We start from the raw sequence: 17763 nt of genomic DNA, 5'->3' as shown, positions 1-17763 counted from the left end.
ACTGACGGTCATGTTATCGGGTGCCACCCGAGACACTGCATCGCCCAAGCGTCACCGGTCGGAAGGACCTGGAAGAATGCCGCATTTCCCGAAGCCCCCGGAAGGTAGCTGGACCGAGCACTACGGAATCGACACTGCGCCGGTGTCGTACGAGGACTCGATCAGCCCCGAACACTACGAGCTCGAACGCGAGGCGATCTTCAAGCGTTCCTGGCTCAATGTCGGCCGCGTCGAACAACTTCGGAACGATGCTCACCGCTACACCCAGGACATCGTCGTTGCGGACGTCGCCGTTCTGGTCACGGAGGACGCCGACGGGCAGATCGCAGCTTTCCGAACCCCGATCGACGGCGGAGCCGACCACGCTCCCGTGCAGGTCGATGTGTGGGAAGGCTTCGTCTTCGTCAATCTCGACGACTCGAACGCCATTCCGCTGCGGGAGAGCCTCGGCAGGTTCGCGGCCGGACTCGAAGGCTTCCCCTTCGGTGAGATGACGCAGGTGTTCAAGTACCGATCCGATGTGGGGAGCAACTGGAAGCTCTACATCGATGCGTTCGCCGAGTTCTATCACGCTCCCGTGCTCCACTCGAAGCAGTACACGTCGGAGGAATCGAAGAAACTTCAGCGCTACGGGTTCGAAGCCCTGTACTACGACGTGGACGGCCCGCACGGAATGGTGTCATCGTGGGGCGGGATGGCGCCTCCGAAGGACCCCTCGATGGTCAAGCCCATCGAACGCATCCTGCGCAGCGGCAACTTCGGGCCCTGGGACAAACCCGACATCCCCGGGCTCGCCGACCTGCCACCCGGCCTCAATCCGGCCGAGCACCCCGCGTGGGGCCTCGACTCCTACGTCTTCTTCCCGAATTTCATGCTCGTCATGTGGGAGCCAGGCTGGTTCCTCACCTATCACTACTGGCCGACCGCGTACAACCGCCACACTTTCGAAGGCACGATGTACATGGCGCCGCCGCGCAACGCCACCGACCGCTTGCGTCAGGAGATTGCTGCGGTCACGTTCAAGGAATTCGCACTGCAGGATTCCAACACACTCGAAGCCACCCAGAAGATGCTCGAAACCCGTGTGGTGTCGGAATTTCCGCTGTGCGATCAGGAAGTCCTCCTGCGCAATCTCCACGCGTCTGCACAGAGCATCGTCGACGACTACGTAGCGACCCATCAGCCCGCAACCACCTCGACCGGATAGGAAGTGAAAGCCGATATGACACAAGTGCTTCCCGCAGAATTTTCCGACCTCGAGCCGTGGGCCGAGTGGGCGCTTCCGACCGAGGCGCAGCGCTACGGCCGGCGTCTCGAGAGCACGATGCCCGAACTGCAGTCGTTCTACGACGCGGCGCTCCCCCGACTCGCCGATGCGGCAGCATATCTCGACACCTTCGACCTCGAGAACCTGCCCGAGGATGCCACCCGGCTCCTGCATGTCTGCTACTCGCTGATCAACATCTCGTTCCCCATCGAGGCATGGCACCAGCCGCGGGTGCCCGACACGGGAGCCGCGAGCATGGATGCTGTGATCGAACCGGTGCCGTGACACGACGGTGCGTACCGCCGACCGGCGGTCCGCACCGGGGGCGCCGACGTCCGTCAGATCGCCCGTCAGGGGCAGAGCGTCGACGGGAACGCCTGTGGCGGCGACGGTGTCGAGGACATCGCCGAGTTTCTGCTCGCAATCAACGACCTCGTGCAACGGGGCGGATCCTGCGGTGAAGTGTGTGTCGCTGATCTGGACGAGCGTGTGGGTGGGCCGCGGGTACTCCGCGAGCCGGAGCGTCTCGGTCATGGTTCCAGTCAACGCCGCACAGGCTGCGCCTTGCGGTACGGCGGGTTGCGTGCAGGTGATGGGCGGTCGAAACTGCCACACAGAAGTCGGATCGGGAGGTTGTGTGCGGGTCTCAGCGGTCGCTGAAAACAGGTGCCTGATGCTCGACGAACGCCTTGATTCCCGCACGCGCATCCGAAGAGGATCCGCACACGATCATCGCATCGAGTTCGGCGGCAAGCTGTTCGCGGTGTGTCGACGACGTGGCCGCAGACAGGAGTTGTTTGGACTCGCGGGTTGCGGTGATCGATCGGGTCGCGAACCACCGGGCACGTTCGAGCGCGGTGTCGAGTACCTCGGTATCGGGTACGACTCGGTTCACCAGATTCCACTCGAGCGCTGTGGTCGCGTCGAGTACGCGGTTCTCGAGGATCATCTCCTTTGCGCGTCGCATTCCTACCAAACGCGGGAGATGCCACGAGCTTCCTCCATCGCCGGAGAGCCCCAAGGCTGAGAATCCCGTGGCGATTTTGGTGCTCTCGCCCGCGACGACATGATCCGCACACCAGACCAGACCGAGACCGCCACCGGCAGTACCACCGTGGACTGCTGTCACGACGGGGTAAGGCAGCTCGGAGAGCTGCGGAAGCGTGCGATGCCACAGCGAGATCATCGTCTTCAACTCGTCGGACAGGGTATCGAGATGATCCGTGAAGTACTTCAGATCCCCACCGACGCAGAATGCCGGGCCGTCGCCGCTGATCAGCAGACTGCGGATGCGATCGTCTGCCTGGAGTATCTCGGTCGCATGAGCGATCGCCTCGACCATCGCCAGGTCGATCGCATTGCGACTGGCGACGCGTGTCAGGCGCAGCTGGGCAACTCCGTCTTCGCCAACGGTGACGGTGCAGCGGCTCTCGTGCATGTCAGCTCCTTGAAGGGGTAGCGGCCCGACCGGACTTTGTGGACCGGTCGTAGTCGAGGTGTGCGGCGACCTCGAGGATCGCGACCATGCGGTGCACGGGATTCAGGTCTTCGAGGCGTCGTTCGTACCGTGTCCACGGGAGTGCCTGAGCAATCTCGTGTGGCGAGCGCCCATCCTCGGCGAGGTCGCAGATCTCGGCCAGACGCGCATCGTGATGTGAGAGGAGTTCTCGTGCGCGGTCGTGAACACTGCCGGTCACTCGTCCGTGGGCCGGAAGCATCTGTGCATCGGGAAGTTCGAGCGTGGCTCGCAACGACGACAGGAAAGAACCGAGTGGCAGGGCCTCAGGTTCGCGTTCGAATCCGATCGACGGGGTGATGCGGGGAAGGATGTGGTCACCCGTGATCATCACACCGGCGGCCTCGTCGGAAATCACCATGTGCCCTCGCGTATGACCGGGCATCTCGTGAACCGTCAGTGTGCGGTCACCGAGATCGAAGACGTCACCGTCGTGCATCCACACATCCGGAGCGTCCAACGGGAGCCCGACTTCGTGGGCTTGGTACGGCATGGTGTCGATGTACTGCGCGAGTTCGGGAGCGCCCGCCTCCCGCAGCAGGTCGGCCTGTCGAGGATAGGGCCCGGTGAGCGTGGCGAACGCGTCGAGAGAGTGCCGTTCGCCGGCTCCGAGGTAGACGATGCTGCCGTACTCGTTGCGCAACCTGACGGCCTGTGTGTAATGATCCCAATGAGCATGCGTGGCAATTATTTTCGTCACATCATGCGGGGGGTAGCCGAGCTCCTTCAACGCTGCTGTGAGCGTGCGTTCGGTCTCGACGGTTGCCCATCCCGGATCGACAAGAACAAGACCTGCAGAGGATTCGAAGGCGTATGCGTTGATCACCTTCAAATCGTCGAGGGGTAGCGCGAGCGGGATGCGGTGGATGCCGTCGGCAATTCGATCGGTGAGTGGCTCTGTCACGGGAGTTGGCCTTTCGGGACCGGACCGAGTCCATGTCGGATGAGGGACTGCGTCGTCGCGATCAATTCTGCGATCGATCCCTGGGAGTGATCCCACCATTCGGGCGTCCAATTCAACGCGCCCATGATGAGCTTGATCGCTGCGCGCCGATCCAGGTCTGCACGTACCTGTCCAGCGTCATACGCCGACTCGACCATTTCGCGCCACAGGCGAGAATACAATTGACTGTCGTGTCGCAACCGCGCACGAATGTCGTCGGGTAGCTGTCCGGTGTTTCTGGTGACGGCGGTGGCGAAATCGGACAGTTCCAGTTCGACCTCCAGGTGCGCGGCCGCGGCTGCGCAGATCCGATCCATCGGCTCCGTCTCAGTGGGGAGCGCGTCCAGAATGCTCATGACATGCTCGCGCAGTCGAGTTTGTCCGACCATCATAACCTCGGAGATCAAGTCGTGTCGGGACGCGAAATAGTAGTACACGGCAGGAGCACGGAGGTCGGCAGCCTCTGCGATCTCGCTGAGCCGAGTTGCCGAATAGCCCTTCCGGCTCAGTACGTTTGCAGCAGCGAACAGGATTCGCTCGCGGGTGGCTTCGGATTTCCCACGGCTGTTGGTTTTGTCGGCGACTGCCGTTCTGGTGCTGTTCATGGCATGGAATATCCACCGCTGACGGACAGGACCTGACCCGTGACCTGCCGCGAGACCTTCTCCGAGCTGAGGAAGACGACACTGTCGGCGACATCGTGCGCAGTGGTGAGCCGCCTCAGGGGGATCCCCTTCTCGAGCGATTCGATCTGCTTGTCGTTGAACACGTTGTCGCGTCCCACTGCCCACAAACTCGTTGCACCGACTGCATTCTCGTCCTCCGGGAGTACCAACCCGGGGCAGACCACATTGGATCGAATGCCGTTTCGGCCGTGCTCCTTCGCGACGGTTCGGGCAATCGCGATCAGTCCGGCCTTTGTGCTGCCGTAGATGCCCTGACGAATCTCGCCGAAGGCGGCGTCGCTCGAGATGAAGATGATCGACCCCACGCCGGCGTCGCGCATCGGGCCGAGTGCAGCTTGAGTGCATGCGATGGCGGTGAACAGATTGATCTCGATGGTCTTCTGCCAGCGGCCGCGGTCGGTGTCCTTCGCAAAGAACTCGGCGTCGCTCCACCCCGCATTGTTGACCAGAGCGTCTATCCCGCCCCACTTTTCGGTAAGGGTGCCGACTGTGCGTTCGCCGGCGCCCTCTGCGGTGAGATCCTCTGCGATGACCTCGGCTTCGGCTGCCCCGAGTTCGAGGGCTTCGGCGCGAACTTTCTCTGCCTGAGTTCCGTCGATGTCGCAGATTGCGATGCGTGCCCGTTCTCGGGCGAATCCGTGGACGATCCCGCGACCGACATTGGAACCACCGCCGGTGACAAGTACACGCGCATCTGTGAGTCCGAGGTCCATGGTGGGTCCTTCCGTCGAGTAGCTCCCGTTGACTCCGACGGTAGCTTAATTTATGTTCGATTCAAAAGCATTTGCCCGCGAGAGATCGAAATCGAACGTATGACGGGAAGGTCCGACCGATGAATGGTCTGGTCGAAGGAAAGTCCTCCGTGGTCACCGGCGGGGCGCAAGGAATCGGGCTGGCGATCGGACGTCGGCTCGCTCAGAACGGTGCACGGGTCGTGCTCGTCGATGTCGACCAGGCACGTGCGGAAGCCGCTGCAAAGGAACTGTCCGGAGAGACCGGAGCGAAGGTGATCGGCTTGGGGTGCGACGTCACCTCGGAGGATGCTGTGCATGCGGCAGCGATCACGACCGTTGATCGGTTCGGCGCCCTCGACATCTGGGTGAACAACGCCGGTATCACCCGCGATGCATCACTGCGGAAGATGAGTGTGTCCGACTTCGAGGCCGTCATGAACGTGCACCTCAAGGGCACGTGGCTCGGAGTCCGGCATGCCTCCGCGATCATGCGTGAGGCCGGGAGCGGCGTGATCGTCAATATGTCATCGCTGTCGGGGAAGTCAGGAAATCCCGGACAGAGCAACTACAGCGCAGCGAAGGCCGGCGTCGTCGGTCTGACGAAATCGGCAGCCAAGGAACTCGCGCACCGTGGCGTGCGCGTCAATGCCGTGCAACCGGGTCTGATTCGCACGGCCATGACCGAGGCGATGCCGCCGGACGTGTTCGCCGCGCGGGAGGCAGACATCCCGATGAAGCGGGCCGGGACACCCGACGAGGTCGCGGGCACGGTCCTGTTTCTCGCCTCCGATCTGTCCAGCTACGTGACAGGCGCGGTCATCGAGGTCGGCGGGGGGCGGTACATGTGAGCGGCACCGATACCAGCGCCGGAGTGAGTGCGGTGGTCGAGACCTCGATCGACGATCGGGTCGGCACAATTCTCCTCAACCGCCCCGAGGCCATGAACGCGATCACCGTTGCGCTCGGCACCCAGCTGGAAGCGGCCCTGCGCACCCTTGAACCGCAGGTCGACGTCATCGTCATCCGCGGGGCAGGCGGCAATTTCTCGGTCGGCGGTGACTTCAACGAGCTGCAATCGTTGCGTGCACAGGGACGCGAGGCGATGGCGCCGTTGTTCGCCAACTTCGCGCGCGCATGTGCCACGATCGTGGAGCTCGACGTTCCGGTGATCGCGGCGGTCGAGGGCTTCGCAATGGCCGGGGGCTTCGAGCTGATGCAGTCCGTCGACATCGTCCTGGTTCACGAGAAGGCGAAAGTGGCAGACACCCACTCCAACCACGGAATGGTGCCGGGAGGCGGTAGCACCCAGCGGTTGCCGAGAGTGGTGGGCAAACAGCGTGCGCTCGCACATATCCTCACTGGCGACCGGTTGTCCGCGGCCGATGCCGTGGCATGGGGTCTGGCGTACAAGGTGATACCCGCATCCGAATTCGACTCGGAGGTATCCGATTTCGCACACAAGCTGGCGGGCAAGGATCGAACGGCGCTCGCGCGAAGCAAGCGCCTCGTCCACGCAGGCCTCGAGCTACCACTCTCGGACGGCATCGCCATGGAAGCGGACACGGTTCTCGATCACCTGTCCGAGGACACCAGTGGTGGAGGCATCGAAGCCTTCACCGAAAAGAAGGGTTCTTGAATTATGGCCGAGCACCTCATTTCCGACGGCCCCGTCCTCTTGGATCTCGAGTCGAACGGGATCGCTCGCATCCGTCTCAATCGACCCGACGCGTCGAACGGCATGGATGTGCCGTTCCTCCAGGCGCTGCACGCAGCGATCCTGCGAGTGCACTCCGAGCCGGCCGCGCGTGTCGCGATTCTGTCCGGGGAAGGCCGACACTTCTGCGCCGGTGGTGATGTGAAGACCTTCGCATCCAAAGGCGAGGCGCTCCCTGATTACCTTCGGGAAGCCACTGCCTGGCTACAGATCGCGACCTCCGCGCTCATCCAGCTGAAAGTTCCGGTCATCGCGTCCGTCCACGGATTTGCGGCGGGTGGTGGAGGATTCGGACTGGTGTGTGCATCCGATTTCGTCATAGCGACCGAGGACGCGAAGTTCATGTCGGGTGCGGTCCGGGTCGGGATGGCCCCGGACGGTGGAGCGTCGGTGACCTTGACGCAACTCGTCGGCTTGCGCAAAGCCGCAGAGATACTGCTGACCAACCCGGTGCTCGATGCCAAGGAAGCTCTAGATCTCGGAATTCTGACGAAGGTGGTTCCTGCCGGAGATCTCGTCGCCGAAACCGAGGCGTACGCGAGGAAGTTCACCGAGACCGCGCCGCTCGCCGTCGCCGCGATCAAACGGCTCCTGTGGGGTGGCGTCGGCGCCACGGTCTCGGACCGCCTCAACGAGGAGGCCCGCACGGTCTCCGAGTTGTCCGGGACAGCGGATTCTCTCGAGGGTCTTGCAGCGGTGATCGAGAAGCGATCGCCACGATTCGAAGGACGCTGAGATGGGTGAGTCGACGGTGCTGACCGAGGACCGGGGGCCAGTCCGCATTGTCACTCTCAACCGTCCGGAGCGGCGGAACGCGATCGACCTCGTCCTCCGCGTCGAACTCGCTGAGGTACTCGAGTCGGCCTCGGGCGATGCGGGGGTTCGCGTCGTGGTCCTCACCGGTGCGGGACGTGCGTTCTGCTCGGGCGGCGACATCTCGACCATGCGCCGGATGAGGCCGGAGGAAGCCGTTCCCCGCGTCGAGGCGGCGAACCGGGTGATCCGTGCGATCTGGAACAGTGAGAAGCCGGTGGTCGCTGCCGTCGAGGGTGCCGCGTTCGGTGCGGGAGTCTCCCTGGCCGCCGCGTGTGACCGCGTGGTGGCAAGCGAGGAGGCAGTCTTCGGGACGGCGTTCACCGGAGTGGGGCTCGCGGGAGACATGGGCCTGTTCTCGTCCCTGCCTGCTCGAGTCGGTCCGGCAGTTGCGAAGCAGCTCATGCTGTTGCCGCGCCGGTTGAGTGGTGTACAGGCACGTGGGCTGGGCTTGGTCGACGAGACGGTGCCTGCCGGCACGACCCTCGACCGCGCCATCGCGGACGCAGAACAGATCGCAACCGCCCCACCCCTTGCTCTTCGCGAGATGAAGCAACTCTGGCGTCGCTGGGCAGCCGACCCGTCCGACGTGCTCGGATTCGAGGCGCAGGCCCAGGCCCGGTTGTTCGACACCGCGGACTTCGCTGAGGGGATCGAGGCGTTCCACGCCAAGCGGGCACCGCAATTCCGCGGACACTGAGCTGCCGGACACGCGGTACTCGAGCTTTGGGGTTGCTTGATCGGGCCAAACTATTTAATCTAAATTCAAGTCGAAATTAAGGAGCACTCGGAATGTCGACAGCCCTCGATCGACGTCGCGAGCACATCACGTCGCTCTTCCCCGAATGGACCGAGCGCTCTCTCGGTGATTGGCTCGCATTCTGCGCAGAGCGGTACGCCGACCGCCCTCTCGTGATCACAGACGACCGTACGACCACCTATAGCGAGGTCGACGCGTGGGCAACTCGCCTCGCAGACGGGCTCATTGCCCTCGGCCTGAAGCCCGGCGAGCACGTGGGAATCGTCATGGCCAACTACACCGAGTTCGTCCCGGTCAAGTTCGCAGTAGCCCGGGCGGGTGGAGTCGCAGTTCCGATGAACTTCCTCTACAGGGAAGACGAGCTGAAATATGTGCTCGGACAGTCTGAATGTCGGATCCTGATCACAATGACCGGGTATGCGGACATGGACTACCCGCAGATGCTCGACAACATCGCCCCGGGCTGGGACCGCGGTGAGGTTTCGGACGACCTGCCTCTCCTCCGTGATGTCATCTTGTTCTCGACGGACGGGCGTACTCGGCCGGGCGTCCGCATGCTCGAGGATCTCGGTACCCTCGGACGGGAGAAGGCAGGCGTCTCGGCAGAGCTCGAGATCGATCCCCGATCCCTTGCCGATATCCTCTACACTTCCGGCACCACGGGATCGCCCAAGGGCGTGATGATCGCGCACGATGCTGCACAACGCACCGGCTACGCCTCCGCGCTGACCAGGGCGTACGACGACGGATGGCGCGTTCTGTTCTCGCTACCCTGCTACCACATGTTCGGGTATGTGGAAGGCCTGATGGCCACGATGGTCGTCGGCGGCGCCGTGATCCTGCAACCGAAATTCGACGCGGCCGCCTACCTGCGCGGGATCGAACAACACCGCGCGACGGACATCCTGTGTGTCCCGACCATGACCGTCGCGATCCTCGAGCATCCGGACGTCGTGAAGTACGACTTGTCGAGCCTTCAGGCCGTCCTGTCGGGTTCCGCACCTGGTCCGGTGTGGTTGTGGGAGAAGGCAGAGAAGTTGCTCGGGGCGTCTGAGATCGTCACTGGATACGGCATGACCGAATGCGGTGGCGCAATGACTCTGACGCTACCCGAGGATCCGTTCGAACTGACTTCGACGACCGCCGGGCAGCCGAAATGGGCAGGCTCCGCGGGCATTGCCGACCACAACGGCGCGCTCACCGTCTACCGGACGGTCGACCCTCTGACGGGTGACTTCCTCCCGGACGGAGAAGAAGGCGAACTGGTCTCCCAGGGACCGACCAACATGCTCGGATTCTGGAACAAGCCCGAGGAGACAGCCAACGGTCTCCGCGACAACTGGGTGTTCTCAGGAGATCTCGGACGCGTCCGGCCGGATGGGTACGTGGAGATCACCGGCCGCAGTAAGGAACTCTACAAGAGCGGCGGCGAACTGGTCATGCCGAAGGAGATCGAAGAGCTACTCTCCGCGCATCCCGACATCTCGCAGGCGTACGCCATCGGACTCATCGACGAGCGCTGGGGTGAGATCGGATGTGCGGCTGTCGTCCGCACGCCGGGATCGACCATCACCGAAGATGAGGTCATCGAATACTGCAAGGAGCGCCTTGCCCGGTTCAAGATCCCCAAGGTCGTGTGGTTCCTCGACGCCGAGGACCTCCCCAAGACCCCCACAGGAAAGATCCAGAAGTTTCGGCTGGTCCAACAGGCCGCGACGCAACGTGTCTCAGACAGATTGGAGCAGAAGTCATGACGCTCACCGAACCTCTCGCTGCCCCGGTTCCCGATCGTGCGCCGCGCGTCGAGTACGACACCTTGATCCAGCCGGAACGCATCCACGGATCGCTGTACACCAACCCCGATGTCTTTGCCGATGAACTGGAGCGGATCTGGTACCGCACATGGGTGTTCGTCGGTCACGCCAGCGAGATCCCCGAGCCGAACGACTACATTCGCAAGAAGCTCGGTCCGCAGGACGTCATCATGACGCGCGACAAGACAGGCGAAATCCACCTGTTGCTGAATCGGTGCGCGCACCGGGCGAACCTGGTGTGCGACGAGCCGTCGGGTAACGCCGGGTCCTTCCGATGCCCGTACCACGGCTGGACCTACCGCAACAATGGCGACATGCTCGGCTACCCCTACAACAAGGGTTACGGCGGCAAGGGCAAGCTGAACCTCAATATGGGCAAGGTCCCGCGTGTCGCCGTCTACCACGGCTTCGTCTTCGGAAGCTTTGCCGAGGAAGGTCCTACCCTGCTCGAGCATCTCGGTGATGCTGCGGGTGAGCTCGATCGCCTCGCACGACTGTCCCCCGAAGGCGAGGTCGAGCTGACCGCCGGCTGGCTGCGGCACAAGACACGAGCCAACTGGAAGCTGTTGGCAGAAAACGAAACCGACGGATACCACCCGCAGTTCGTCCACGGCTCGATCTTCTCGGTCACCGGCAGCCACATCGGTGAGCTCTACAGCGACAATGCGACCTCGGTGACGCGCGCATTCGGCAACGGACACAGTGAGAACGACCTGCGTCCCGAGTTCCGCCGGATGAACGAGCCGATGAAGTGGTTCGGTACCACCGAAGACCGCGTCCCGGACTACGTGGCCGCGATGCGCGCGAAGCACGGAGAAGGCGCAGAAGAAATCCTGATCGAAGGCGCTCCCCATGTGATGATCTTTCCGAACCTGTTCATTGCGGAGATCCAGGTGTTCAACATCCAGCCCGTCTCCGAGAAGGAATGCGTCCAGTACTCGACCGCGGTGCAACTCAAGGGGGCGCCCGAGCTGAACTCGCGCATGGTGTCCCAGTCGATCGGCTCGGTCGGACCGGCCGGCATGCTGCTTGCCGACGACACGGAAATGTACGAGCGGAACCAAGTGGGTGTCGGTATGCGCGACCCGAAATGGGTCGACATCCGTCGCGGTGTGCAACGGGAGAGCATCGACGAGCGTGGACACACGATCGGTGCTGCGAACGACGAGACCGCAATGCGGGCATTCTGGCGAAACTACAAGAGCCTCATGGCCCCCGAACCTGTGGAAGGAACGGACAAGTGACCATCGCATTCGACACCGACCGCCCTGCAACCGATTTGACGGATATCCGCCAGATCAAACAGTTCCTGTACAAGGAAGCACGTTACGCCGACGAACACGACTACGACTCGTGGGAGGCACTGTGGACCGACGATGCCTTGTACTGGGTTCCCGTCGACGGTGGCGACTACGATCCGATGAAGCACGTGTCGGTGGTCTACGACAACCGTCGCCGTATCAATACTCGGCTCGAACAGTTGCGTACCGGAAAGCGATACGCGCAGTCGCCACCCTCGCATCTCAGGCGGGTACTCGGGAACGTCGAGATTCTCGGCGTCGAAGAGAAGGTTCCCGGCGTAACCGACACCGTCGTCGGAGCAAACTTCGTTCTGTACGAATCGAAGCCGCGCGGCAAGGAGGTGTGGGCGGGTCGCTACACCTATCGCATCCGAGTCGTCGACAACGAGATCCGGCTCGTCGGAAAGACCGTCGTTCTCGTCGACAACGCCGAAGCGCTTCCCACACTCGGCTTTCTGATCTAGGAGTAAGCATGACTACCGAGGCCAGGACCGGAGTCGTTCACAGCGAGTTCGCGCAGGTACGTGTCGACATCGACCACGCGGGTCTCGGCCCGCGGTTGCGGCTCGAGGACTTGAAGACCGGCCGTGTGCGGTACCTCGACGCGCTCGAACTCGAGACGATCGTGTGGTTGCGCGACGAGCATCTGGAAAGTCTGCTCGATCCGTCCTCCGACCGCTGGCGCGAGGGCCAGGTCCCGGACGCACTGCGATAACGGTGACGTTGGACGCGTCTCGTGGTCACTGCTGGGTGCGGCGGCCGCCGATCGCCACCTTCTCATGGGCTGACCGCGTCGGACCCAAGTACACGTCAGGAGAGTACACATGTCGGAATTCCGGTTCGGGCTCGTGTCGTACGGTGCCTATCTACCGAGCCACCGTCTGGCACGGGCAGATATCGGAGCGGCCTTGAACACGTCGGCGGGGCGTGGTGAACGTGTCGTCGCATCATTCGACGAGGACAGCACGACGCTCGGAGTCGCTGCGGCGCGCGCCGCCCTCGAACGACACGGTGAAGAGTCGGCGGCGCCCACCGCCCTGTACTTTGCCACGACCACGCCTGCATACGCAGACAAGGCGAATGCGACGGCAATCCACGCGGCTCTGGGATTGCCCGACAATGTTTTCGCGGCCGATACCGGGGGATCGGCGCGCAGCGGAGTTGCCGCGTTGCGCACCGGTGCTGCCACCGGTGGTGTGGCTGTCCTCGCGGACGTGATCGTCGGTCGTCCCGGTTCGGCCGACGAATCCGGTGGGGGCGACGGTGCTGCGGCCTTCGCCTTCGGTCCCGCAGCCGATGCGATTGCCGAGATCGTCGCGTTCGCGTCGGCGACCGAAGAAATTCTCGACCGATGGCGAACACCGGGTGCTGCCTCGGGGGTGCAGTGGGAGGAGCGGTTCGGCCTGGACAGGTACGCACCTCTTGTCGAGCGGGTGACGAGGGAAGTGCTCGCCTCGGCCGATAACGGTCGGGCCGATCATGTCATTGTGGTGTCCGGAAACTCGGCCGTCGCGAAGCGCGCCTCGTCTCTCGTCCCGAATGCGGGCTCCGTGTCGGGTTCTCCGATCGGATACGCGGGGGCCGCCTCGGTCGGTGTTGCTCTTGCGGACGCCCTGGACAAGGCCCGACCGGGAGAGAGCATCCTCGTCATCTCCGTCGCGAATGGGGCGGATGCGATTCTCCTTCGTGCGACCGACCGGATCGACGATAGGCGCCAACGGGTGTCGGTCGCCGAACAGCTTGCGTCGGGCCGTGCGGTCGCCTATCCGGCATATCTGACGTGGAGGGGACTGCTCGACCGGGAACCCCCGCGACGCCCGGAACCCGACCGGGTATCCGGTCCGGCGGCTGCCCGCAACGCGGCATGGAAGTTCGCTCTTTCCGGAAGTCGTTGCAACAAATGTGGGTTCGTTCACCTTCCACCCGCTCGGGTGTGTAAGGACTGCGGAATCGTCGATCGGATGACCATCGAATCGCTTGCGGGCGTTCCCGGGTCTGTCGCGACGTACACCGTGGATCGACTGGCCTATTCGCCGGCTCCACCGGTGGTCGATGCGGTGGTGGATTTCGACGACGGAGGCCGCTACACATTCGAGGTTGCCGACGCGGGCCCGTCCGATCTCGCGGTCGGAGCCCGGGTGGAAACCGTGTTCCGTCGCCTGAACACGGCGGATGGCGTGCACAACTATTTCTGGAAGGTTCGAGTGCATTGAGCAGCAATGGTATTCGAGACAGAGTCGCTGTCGTCGCGATGGGCTGCACGCCCTTCGGTGAGCACTGGGATCATAGCGCCGATGATCTCGTCGTGGACGCGACCGAAGGCCTCTACGCGAGCAACCCGCGCGTGTCCCGCGAGGACGTCGATGCGTATTGGCTGGCGACCCTCGGCTCCGGTCAGAGTGGATTGACTCTGAGCAAGCCACTCGCGCTGGACTACAAGCCGGTCACCCGCGTCGAGAACTATTGCGCCAGCGGGTCCGAGGCATTTCGCAACGCCTGCTACGCGGTTGCTTCCGGAGCATACGACCGGGTCATGGCGGTGGGTGTCGAGAAGCTGAAGGACTCGGGCTTCTCCGGGTTGCTCCGTGGTGATCCACCCGCGGACGGCACCGCCGCGGAACTCTCGCTCACGGCTCCCGCCGCCTTCTCGCTGCTGGACCCGGCGTACTGCGCTCGTTACGACGTCGATCCCGCCGAGTTCCGTAAGGCAATGACGCACATCGCGTGGAAGAACCATTACAACGGTGCACGGAACCCGAAGGCGCAGTTCAGGTCGGAGGTATCGAAGGACAAGATCGAGTCCGCGCCGCTCGTGGCGGGAAGGCTAGGGGTCTTCGATTGTTCGGGTGTGTCCGATGGCGCGGCTTGTGCGCTGATCGTTCGTGCTGAGGACGCTCACCTGTACACGGACACACCCATGTACGTGAAGGGGCTGTCTCTCGCTGCCGGGCCCGCGCGCGGCGCGACCGACCCGGACTACGACTACACGACCTTCCCCGAGGTGGTGCGCAGCGCTCAGGATGCATACGCCCAGGCGGGGATCACCGATCCCAGGACGCAGATCTCGCTGGCCGAAGTGCACGACTGCTTCACTCCGACCGAACTGATCCTCATGGAGGATCTCGGTTTCTCCGAGCGCGGGGAGGGTTGGAAGGACGTGCTGAACGGTGACTTCGAGCTCGGCGGGCGGATTCCGGTGAACCCTGATGGGGGGCTGAAGTCGTTCGGACACCCGGTTGGGGCCAGCGGGCTCCGGATGCTGTACGAGGCATGGCTGCAGTTCCGCGGGGAAGCCGGTGAGCGGCAGCTCGAGAACCCGGAGATTGCGGTGACCCACAACCTCGGTGGGCGTCCGGGAAGCTGCGTGTCGTTCGTCTCCGTTGTGGGCTCTGAGCTGGGCTGACAGCGAAATCCGCTTGACCGTCCTTGACGCGTTCACATCCTTTAATTTATGTTAGATTCAAACAATGACGAAGGGACATGACCGATGGCCGGACTGGTCGTAGATTCGGACGAGCATCGCCTCATTCGTGAGAGCACGGCGAAGATCGCTCAGAAGTTCGGCAGCGAGTACTACCTCGAGCGCGCGCGAGCCGGCTCGAACGTCGACGAACTCTGGCACGAGCTGGGCGACGCCGGACTACTGGGTGTGCACCTGCCCGAGGAATACGGCGGTGGTGGAGCCGGACTGTCGGAAACGATCGTCGTGGTCGAAGAGCTGGCGGCGCACGGTATGCCCATGCTCATCTCGGTCATCTCGCCCGTGATCTGCGGATCCATTCTCGCGAAGCACGCGTCGGGCGAGATGAAGAACGAATGGCTTCCCGGCCTGGCTTCGGGACGCCGCCGTATGGCTTTCGCGCTGACCGAACCGGATGCGGGTTCCAACAGCCACAACGTGTCGACCACTACGCGCCGCGACGGCGACGGCTGGACGATCTCCGGCTCGAAGTACTTCATCTCGGCGATCGATGAAGCGGAAGCGTTGCTCGTCATCACCCGTGACGCCGACGCGCCCGAGGGCAAGCACGCGCCGCTCTCGATGTTCGTTGTCCCCGTGGACGCCCCCGGAGTGGTGTACCAGCCTCTCGAAACAGCCCTGGTCTCCGCAGACAAGCAGTACACGCTCTTCTTCGACAATGTGCGAGTCGGTCCCGAAGCGCTGGTCGGAGAGGCCGGAAAGGGCCTTCGACAGGTCTTCGCGGGACTCAACCCGGAGCGAATCGTTGCCGCTGCGATCAGCACCGGCATCGGACGTTACGCCATCTCGAAGGCTGTGCAGTACGCCAAGGAGCGTCAGGTGTGGTCGACACCCATCGGCGCGCACCAGGGGATCTCACACCCGCTCGCGAAGGCGCACATCTCCGTCGAAATGGCGCGCATGGCGATGGTGCGAAGCGCCGAGCTGTTCGATGCCGGTGAGGACGCAGCCGAGGCCGCGAACATCGCCAAGTACGCCGCCGCGGAAGCTTCGCTCGAAGCCCTCGACCAGTCCATTCAGACCCACGGAGGCAACGGTCTGTCCAAGGAATACGGACTCGCGGAGATGTGGTTCAACGCCCGCCTGCTCCGCACCGCTCCGGTCAGCCGCGAAATGGTGCTCAACTTCGTGGCCCAGACCAGCCTCGGATTGCCCCGCTCGTACTAGGGAGAAACGTCATGTCAGACAACGCACTTGAATTCGATGCGCTCGTCGTCGGCGCAGGAGCAGGTGGCCTGCTTACTGCCGCCCGCTTGCAGCACGCCGGCTACCGGACGCTCGTCGTCGAACGCCTCGACAAGGTGGGTGGCCGTGCCTCGACCGATGACATCGACGGATTCAGGGTGAACAACGGCGCGATCGTCATCGAGACCGGCGGTATCACCGAGGAGACGTTCGCCGAGGTCGACGCGAAGTTCGACGTCCGCTCGCCGCAGCCGCCGATCCTGTACCGCCTGGGAGGTAAGGACGTCGACGTCTCGAGCGGCGGGTGGGGGTTCCTGCTCGGCAAACTCAGCCGCCAGGCCGCCAAGATCGTCAAGGGCATCGGCGCAGCCCGCAACGACTCCGGTCTGCCGGAGGACGAAATGTCTACTGCGGAGTGGGTCGCCAAGTACACCAAGAACGAATCCGTCCACGGCATCTTCCGCAACATGTGCGGATCTGTGTTCGCTGTCGGCTCCGAAGATCTGCCCGCGCGTGTGTTTCTCACTTACTTCACCCGCAAAAGCGCGTTCAAAACGTTCGGTTTCTGCCCGGAAGGGACCATCGGGATCTGGAAGTCTCTCGCCGAGGCTTTCGAACGCGACGGAGGTCAACTCTGGCTCAACAGTGAGGTCACCGAGCTGTCTGTCACCGACGGTGTGGTGACCGGTGCCGCGGTCCTGCGCGACGGGAAGAACGTGGAGGTGACCTGCCGCTTCGCAGCCAGTGATATCGGACCGGCCGCGACCGTCGGGATTGTCGGGGAAACGAATCTGCCCGCCGATTATCTCGACCAGGTCCGCCGCGGCGACCGCCCGACGTCGATGATCACGGTCAACTTCGCGAGCCGGTGCAAGCTCATCGAGGCACCGGGCATGCTCAGCTTCGCCAACACCAAGCGTTTGTGTTATGTCGCGAACTTCAGCGAACTGTGCCCCGAGATGTCACCGGAGGGTTGGTATCTGTACGTGGGCACCGCCGTGCCGCAACCGTCGGTCGGAGACTTCGACGAGGAGGCCGAAAAGAAGATCCTCCTCGATGAACTGAGGTCGGAGATCGAAGGTTTCGACGAGGCACGCATCCTGTCGATCAACGTCACCCGCGACGGCTGGCCGCCGCAGCGCGCCGTGGCGGGTTTCGACCTGCCGAACACGACACCGATCGCGAACCTGTGGAATGTCGGTGACGGTGTCAAGGAATACGCCAACGGCGGCACGACCGCGTGCGCGGAGACCGCGCAGATCGTCGTCGAAAAGATCAAGGAACAGTTTCCGCTCGGTGTAGTCGCTCCGAGCGTCTGAGCCGACCCGTCGAGACGAGAGAGGAGTCACGACCATGAAGATCACTGTGGATCGCAAGAAGTGCACGGGACTGGGAATTTGTGAGTCCCTTGCCCCTGAAGTCTTCGAAGTCGATGAAGACGGCAACCTGATCGTGCTCACCGAAGAAGTATCCGACGAGGACCTCGAGGGTGTCCGTGAAGCGATTGCGGGGTGCCCCACCGAGGCTCTCCGCCTGGTCGAGGGATAGA

At 63.3% G+C, this 17763-nt stretch carries 19 protein-coding genes; 15 read left to right on the top strand and 4 right to left on the bottom strand.

All coding sequences use genetic code 11. The features are described 5' to 3' along the window. The first annotated feature begins 76 nt into the window (after window positions 1-76). Both ACFWB0_RS09175 and ACFWB0_RS09170 read left to right on the top strand, forming a co-directional pair. A complete protein-coding gene (locus tag ACFWB0_RS09175) occupies window positions 77-1207 on the top strand; it encodes an SRPBCC family protein (protein WP_378490124.1) in 1131 nt (376 codons plus the stop codon). Window positions 1208-1222: 15 nt separating this feature from the next. Continuing rightward, entirely contained in the window at window positions 1223-1552 is a 330-nt protein-coding gene (locus ACFWB0_RS09170) for a hypothetical protein (protein WP_378490123.1), read from the top strand. A 361-nt stretch (window positions 1553-1913) separates the two neighbouring features. Here the strand turns inward: ACFWB0_RS09170 and ACFWB0_RS09165 are convergent, their stop codons facing one another. Genes ACFWB0_RS09165 through ACFWB0_RS09150 form a run of 4 tightly spaced genes read right to left on the bottom strand, consistent with a single transcriptional unit; the run spans window position 1914 to window position 5125 of the window. After that, window positions 1914-2705, bottom strand: a complete 792-nt coding sequence (locus ACFWB0_RS09165) for an enoyl-CoA hydratase/isomerase family protein (protein ID WP_378490122.1) — start codon at window positions 2703-2705, stop codon at window positions 1914-1916. Between the two features lies 1 nt (window position 2706). Next, the gene (locus ACFWB0_RS09160) at window positions 2707-3687 is read right to left on the bottom strand and encodes an MBL fold metallo-hydrolase (RefSeq protein ID WP_378490121.1); all 981 of its coding nucleotides are present in this window, start codon (window positions 3685-3687) and stop codon (window positions 2707-2709) included. After that, a complete protein-coding gene (locus tag ACFWB0_RS09155) occupies window positions 3684-4331 on the bottom strand; it encodes a TetR/AcrR family transcriptional regulator (protein ID WP_378490120.1) in 648 nt (215 codons plus the stop codon). Before ACFWB0_RS09155 ends, ACFWB0_RS09160 begins: the two co-directional genes overlap by 4 nt. Next, a complete protein-coding gene (locus ACFWB0_RS09150) occupies window positions 4328-5125 on the bottom strand; it encodes an SDR family NAD(P)-dependent oxidoreductase (protein ID WP_378490119.1) in 798 nt (265 codons plus the stop codon). Before ACFWB0_RS09150 ends, ACFWB0_RS09155 begins: the two co-directional genes overlap by 4 nt. Before the next feature lie 119 nt (window positions 5126-5244). Here ACFWB0_RS09150 and fabG point away from each other — a divergent pair, with 119 nt between their 5' ends. The 13 genes from fabG to ACFWB0_RS09085 all read left to right on the top strand — a co-directional run bounded on the left by fabG (window position 5245) and on the right by ACFWB0_RS09085 (window position 17762). Beyond that, window positions 5245-5994: a 3-oxoacyl-ACP reductase FabG gene (gene fabG / locus ACFWB0_RS09145; RefSeq protein WP_378490118.1), complete on the top strand. Its 750-nt coding sequence runs from the start codon at window positions 5245-5247 to the stop codon at window positions 5992-5994. Then, entirely contained in the window at window positions 5991-6782 is a 792-nt protein-coding gene (locus ACFWB0_RS09140; protein WP_378490117.1) for an enoyl-CoA hydratase/isomerase family protein, read from the top strand. The genes fabG and ACFWB0_RS09140 overlap by 4 nt, the downstream gene beginning before the upstream one ends. Window positions 6783-6785: 3 nt before the next feature. After that, complete coding sequence (locus tag ACFWB0_RS09135; protein WP_378490116.1) at window positions 6786-7595, top strand: enoyl-CoA hydratase/isomerase family protein; 810 nt, start codon at window positions 6786-6788, stop codon at window positions 7593-7595. 1 nt (window position 7596) lies between these two features. Further along, window positions 7597-8373: an enoyl-CoA hydratase/isomerase family protein gene (locus tag ACFWB0_RS09130; protein ID WP_378490115.1), complete on the top strand. Its 777-nt coding sequence runs from the start codon at window positions 7597-7599 to the stop codon at window positions 8371-8373. A gap of 92 nt (window positions 8374-8465) precedes the next feature. Beyond that, on the top strand, window positions 8466-10187 hold the full coding sequence (locus ACFWB0_RS09125; protein ID WP_378490114.1) for a class I adenylate-forming enzyme family protein: 1722 nt from the start codon (window positions 8466-8468) through the stop codon (window positions 10185-10187). Next, entirely contained in the window at window positions 10184-11491 is a 1308-nt protein-coding gene (locus ACFWB0_RS09120) for a Rieske 2Fe-2S domain-containing protein (protein WP_378490113.1), read from the top strand. The genes ACFWB0_RS09125 and ACFWB0_RS09120 overlap by 4 nt, the downstream gene beginning before the upstream one ends. Beyond that, window positions 11488-12012: an aromatic-ring-hydroxylating dioxygenase subunit beta gene (locus ACFWB0_RS09115; protein ID WP_378490112.1), complete on the top strand. Its 525-nt coding sequence runs from the start codon at window positions 11488-11490 to the stop codon at window positions 12010-12012. Before ACFWB0_RS09120 ends, ACFWB0_RS09115 begins: the two co-directional genes overlap by 4 nt. Before the next feature lie 8 nt (window positions 12013-12020). Next, window positions 12021-12263, top strand: a complete 243-nt coding sequence (locus ACFWB0_RS09110) for a hypothetical protein (RefSeq protein WP_378490111.1) — start codon at window positions 12021-12023, stop codon at window positions 12261-12263. A gap of 109 nt (window positions 12264-12372) precedes the next feature. Next, window positions 12373-13761 (top strand): OB-fold domain-containing protein, encoded by a 1389-nt coding sequence (locus ACFWB0_RS09105; RefSeq protein WP_378490110.1) that lies wholly within the window; start codon window positions 12373-12375, stop codon window positions 13759-13761. Next, window positions 13758-14951: an acetyl-CoA acetyltransferase gene (locus ACFWB0_RS09100; protein WP_378490109.1), complete on the top strand. Its 1194-nt coding sequence runs from the start codon at window positions 13758-13760 to the stop codon at window positions 14949-14951. The genes ACFWB0_RS09105 and ACFWB0_RS09100 overlap by 4 nt, the downstream gene beginning before the upstream one ends. Before the next feature lie 84 nt (window positions 14952-15035). After that, window positions 15036-16196 (top strand): acyl-CoA dehydrogenase family protein, encoded by a 1161-nt coding sequence (locus ACFWB0_RS09095; RefSeq protein ID WP_378490108.1) that lies wholly within the window; start codon window positions 15036-15038, stop codon window positions 16194-16196. 11 nt (window positions 16197-16207) lie between these two features. After that, window positions 16208-17533 carry a phytoene desaturase family protein gene (locus ACFWB0_RS09090; protein ID WP_378490107.1) on the top strand — a complete coding sequence of 442 codons (1326 nt, stop codon included), beginning with the start codon at window positions 16208-16210 and terminating at the stop codon, window positions 17531-17533. Between the two features lie 34 nt (window positions 17534-17567). Beyond that, window positions 17568-17762 (top strand): ferredoxin, encoded by a 195-nt coding sequence (locus ACFWB0_RS09085; protein ID WP_378490106.1) that lies wholly within the window; start codon window positions 17568-17570, stop codon window positions 17760-17762. The last annotated feature ends 1 nt before the right edge of the window (window position 17763 follow it).

It is taken from the genome of Rhodococcus sp. NPDC060086 (genome assembly GCF_042730275.1).
Lineage (GTDB): Bacteria > Actinomycetota > Actinomycetes > Mycobacteriales > Mycobacteriaceae > Rhodococcus.
Note: the sequence above shows the minus strand (reverse complement) of the source record. Positions and strands in the feature narration are given on the sequence as shown.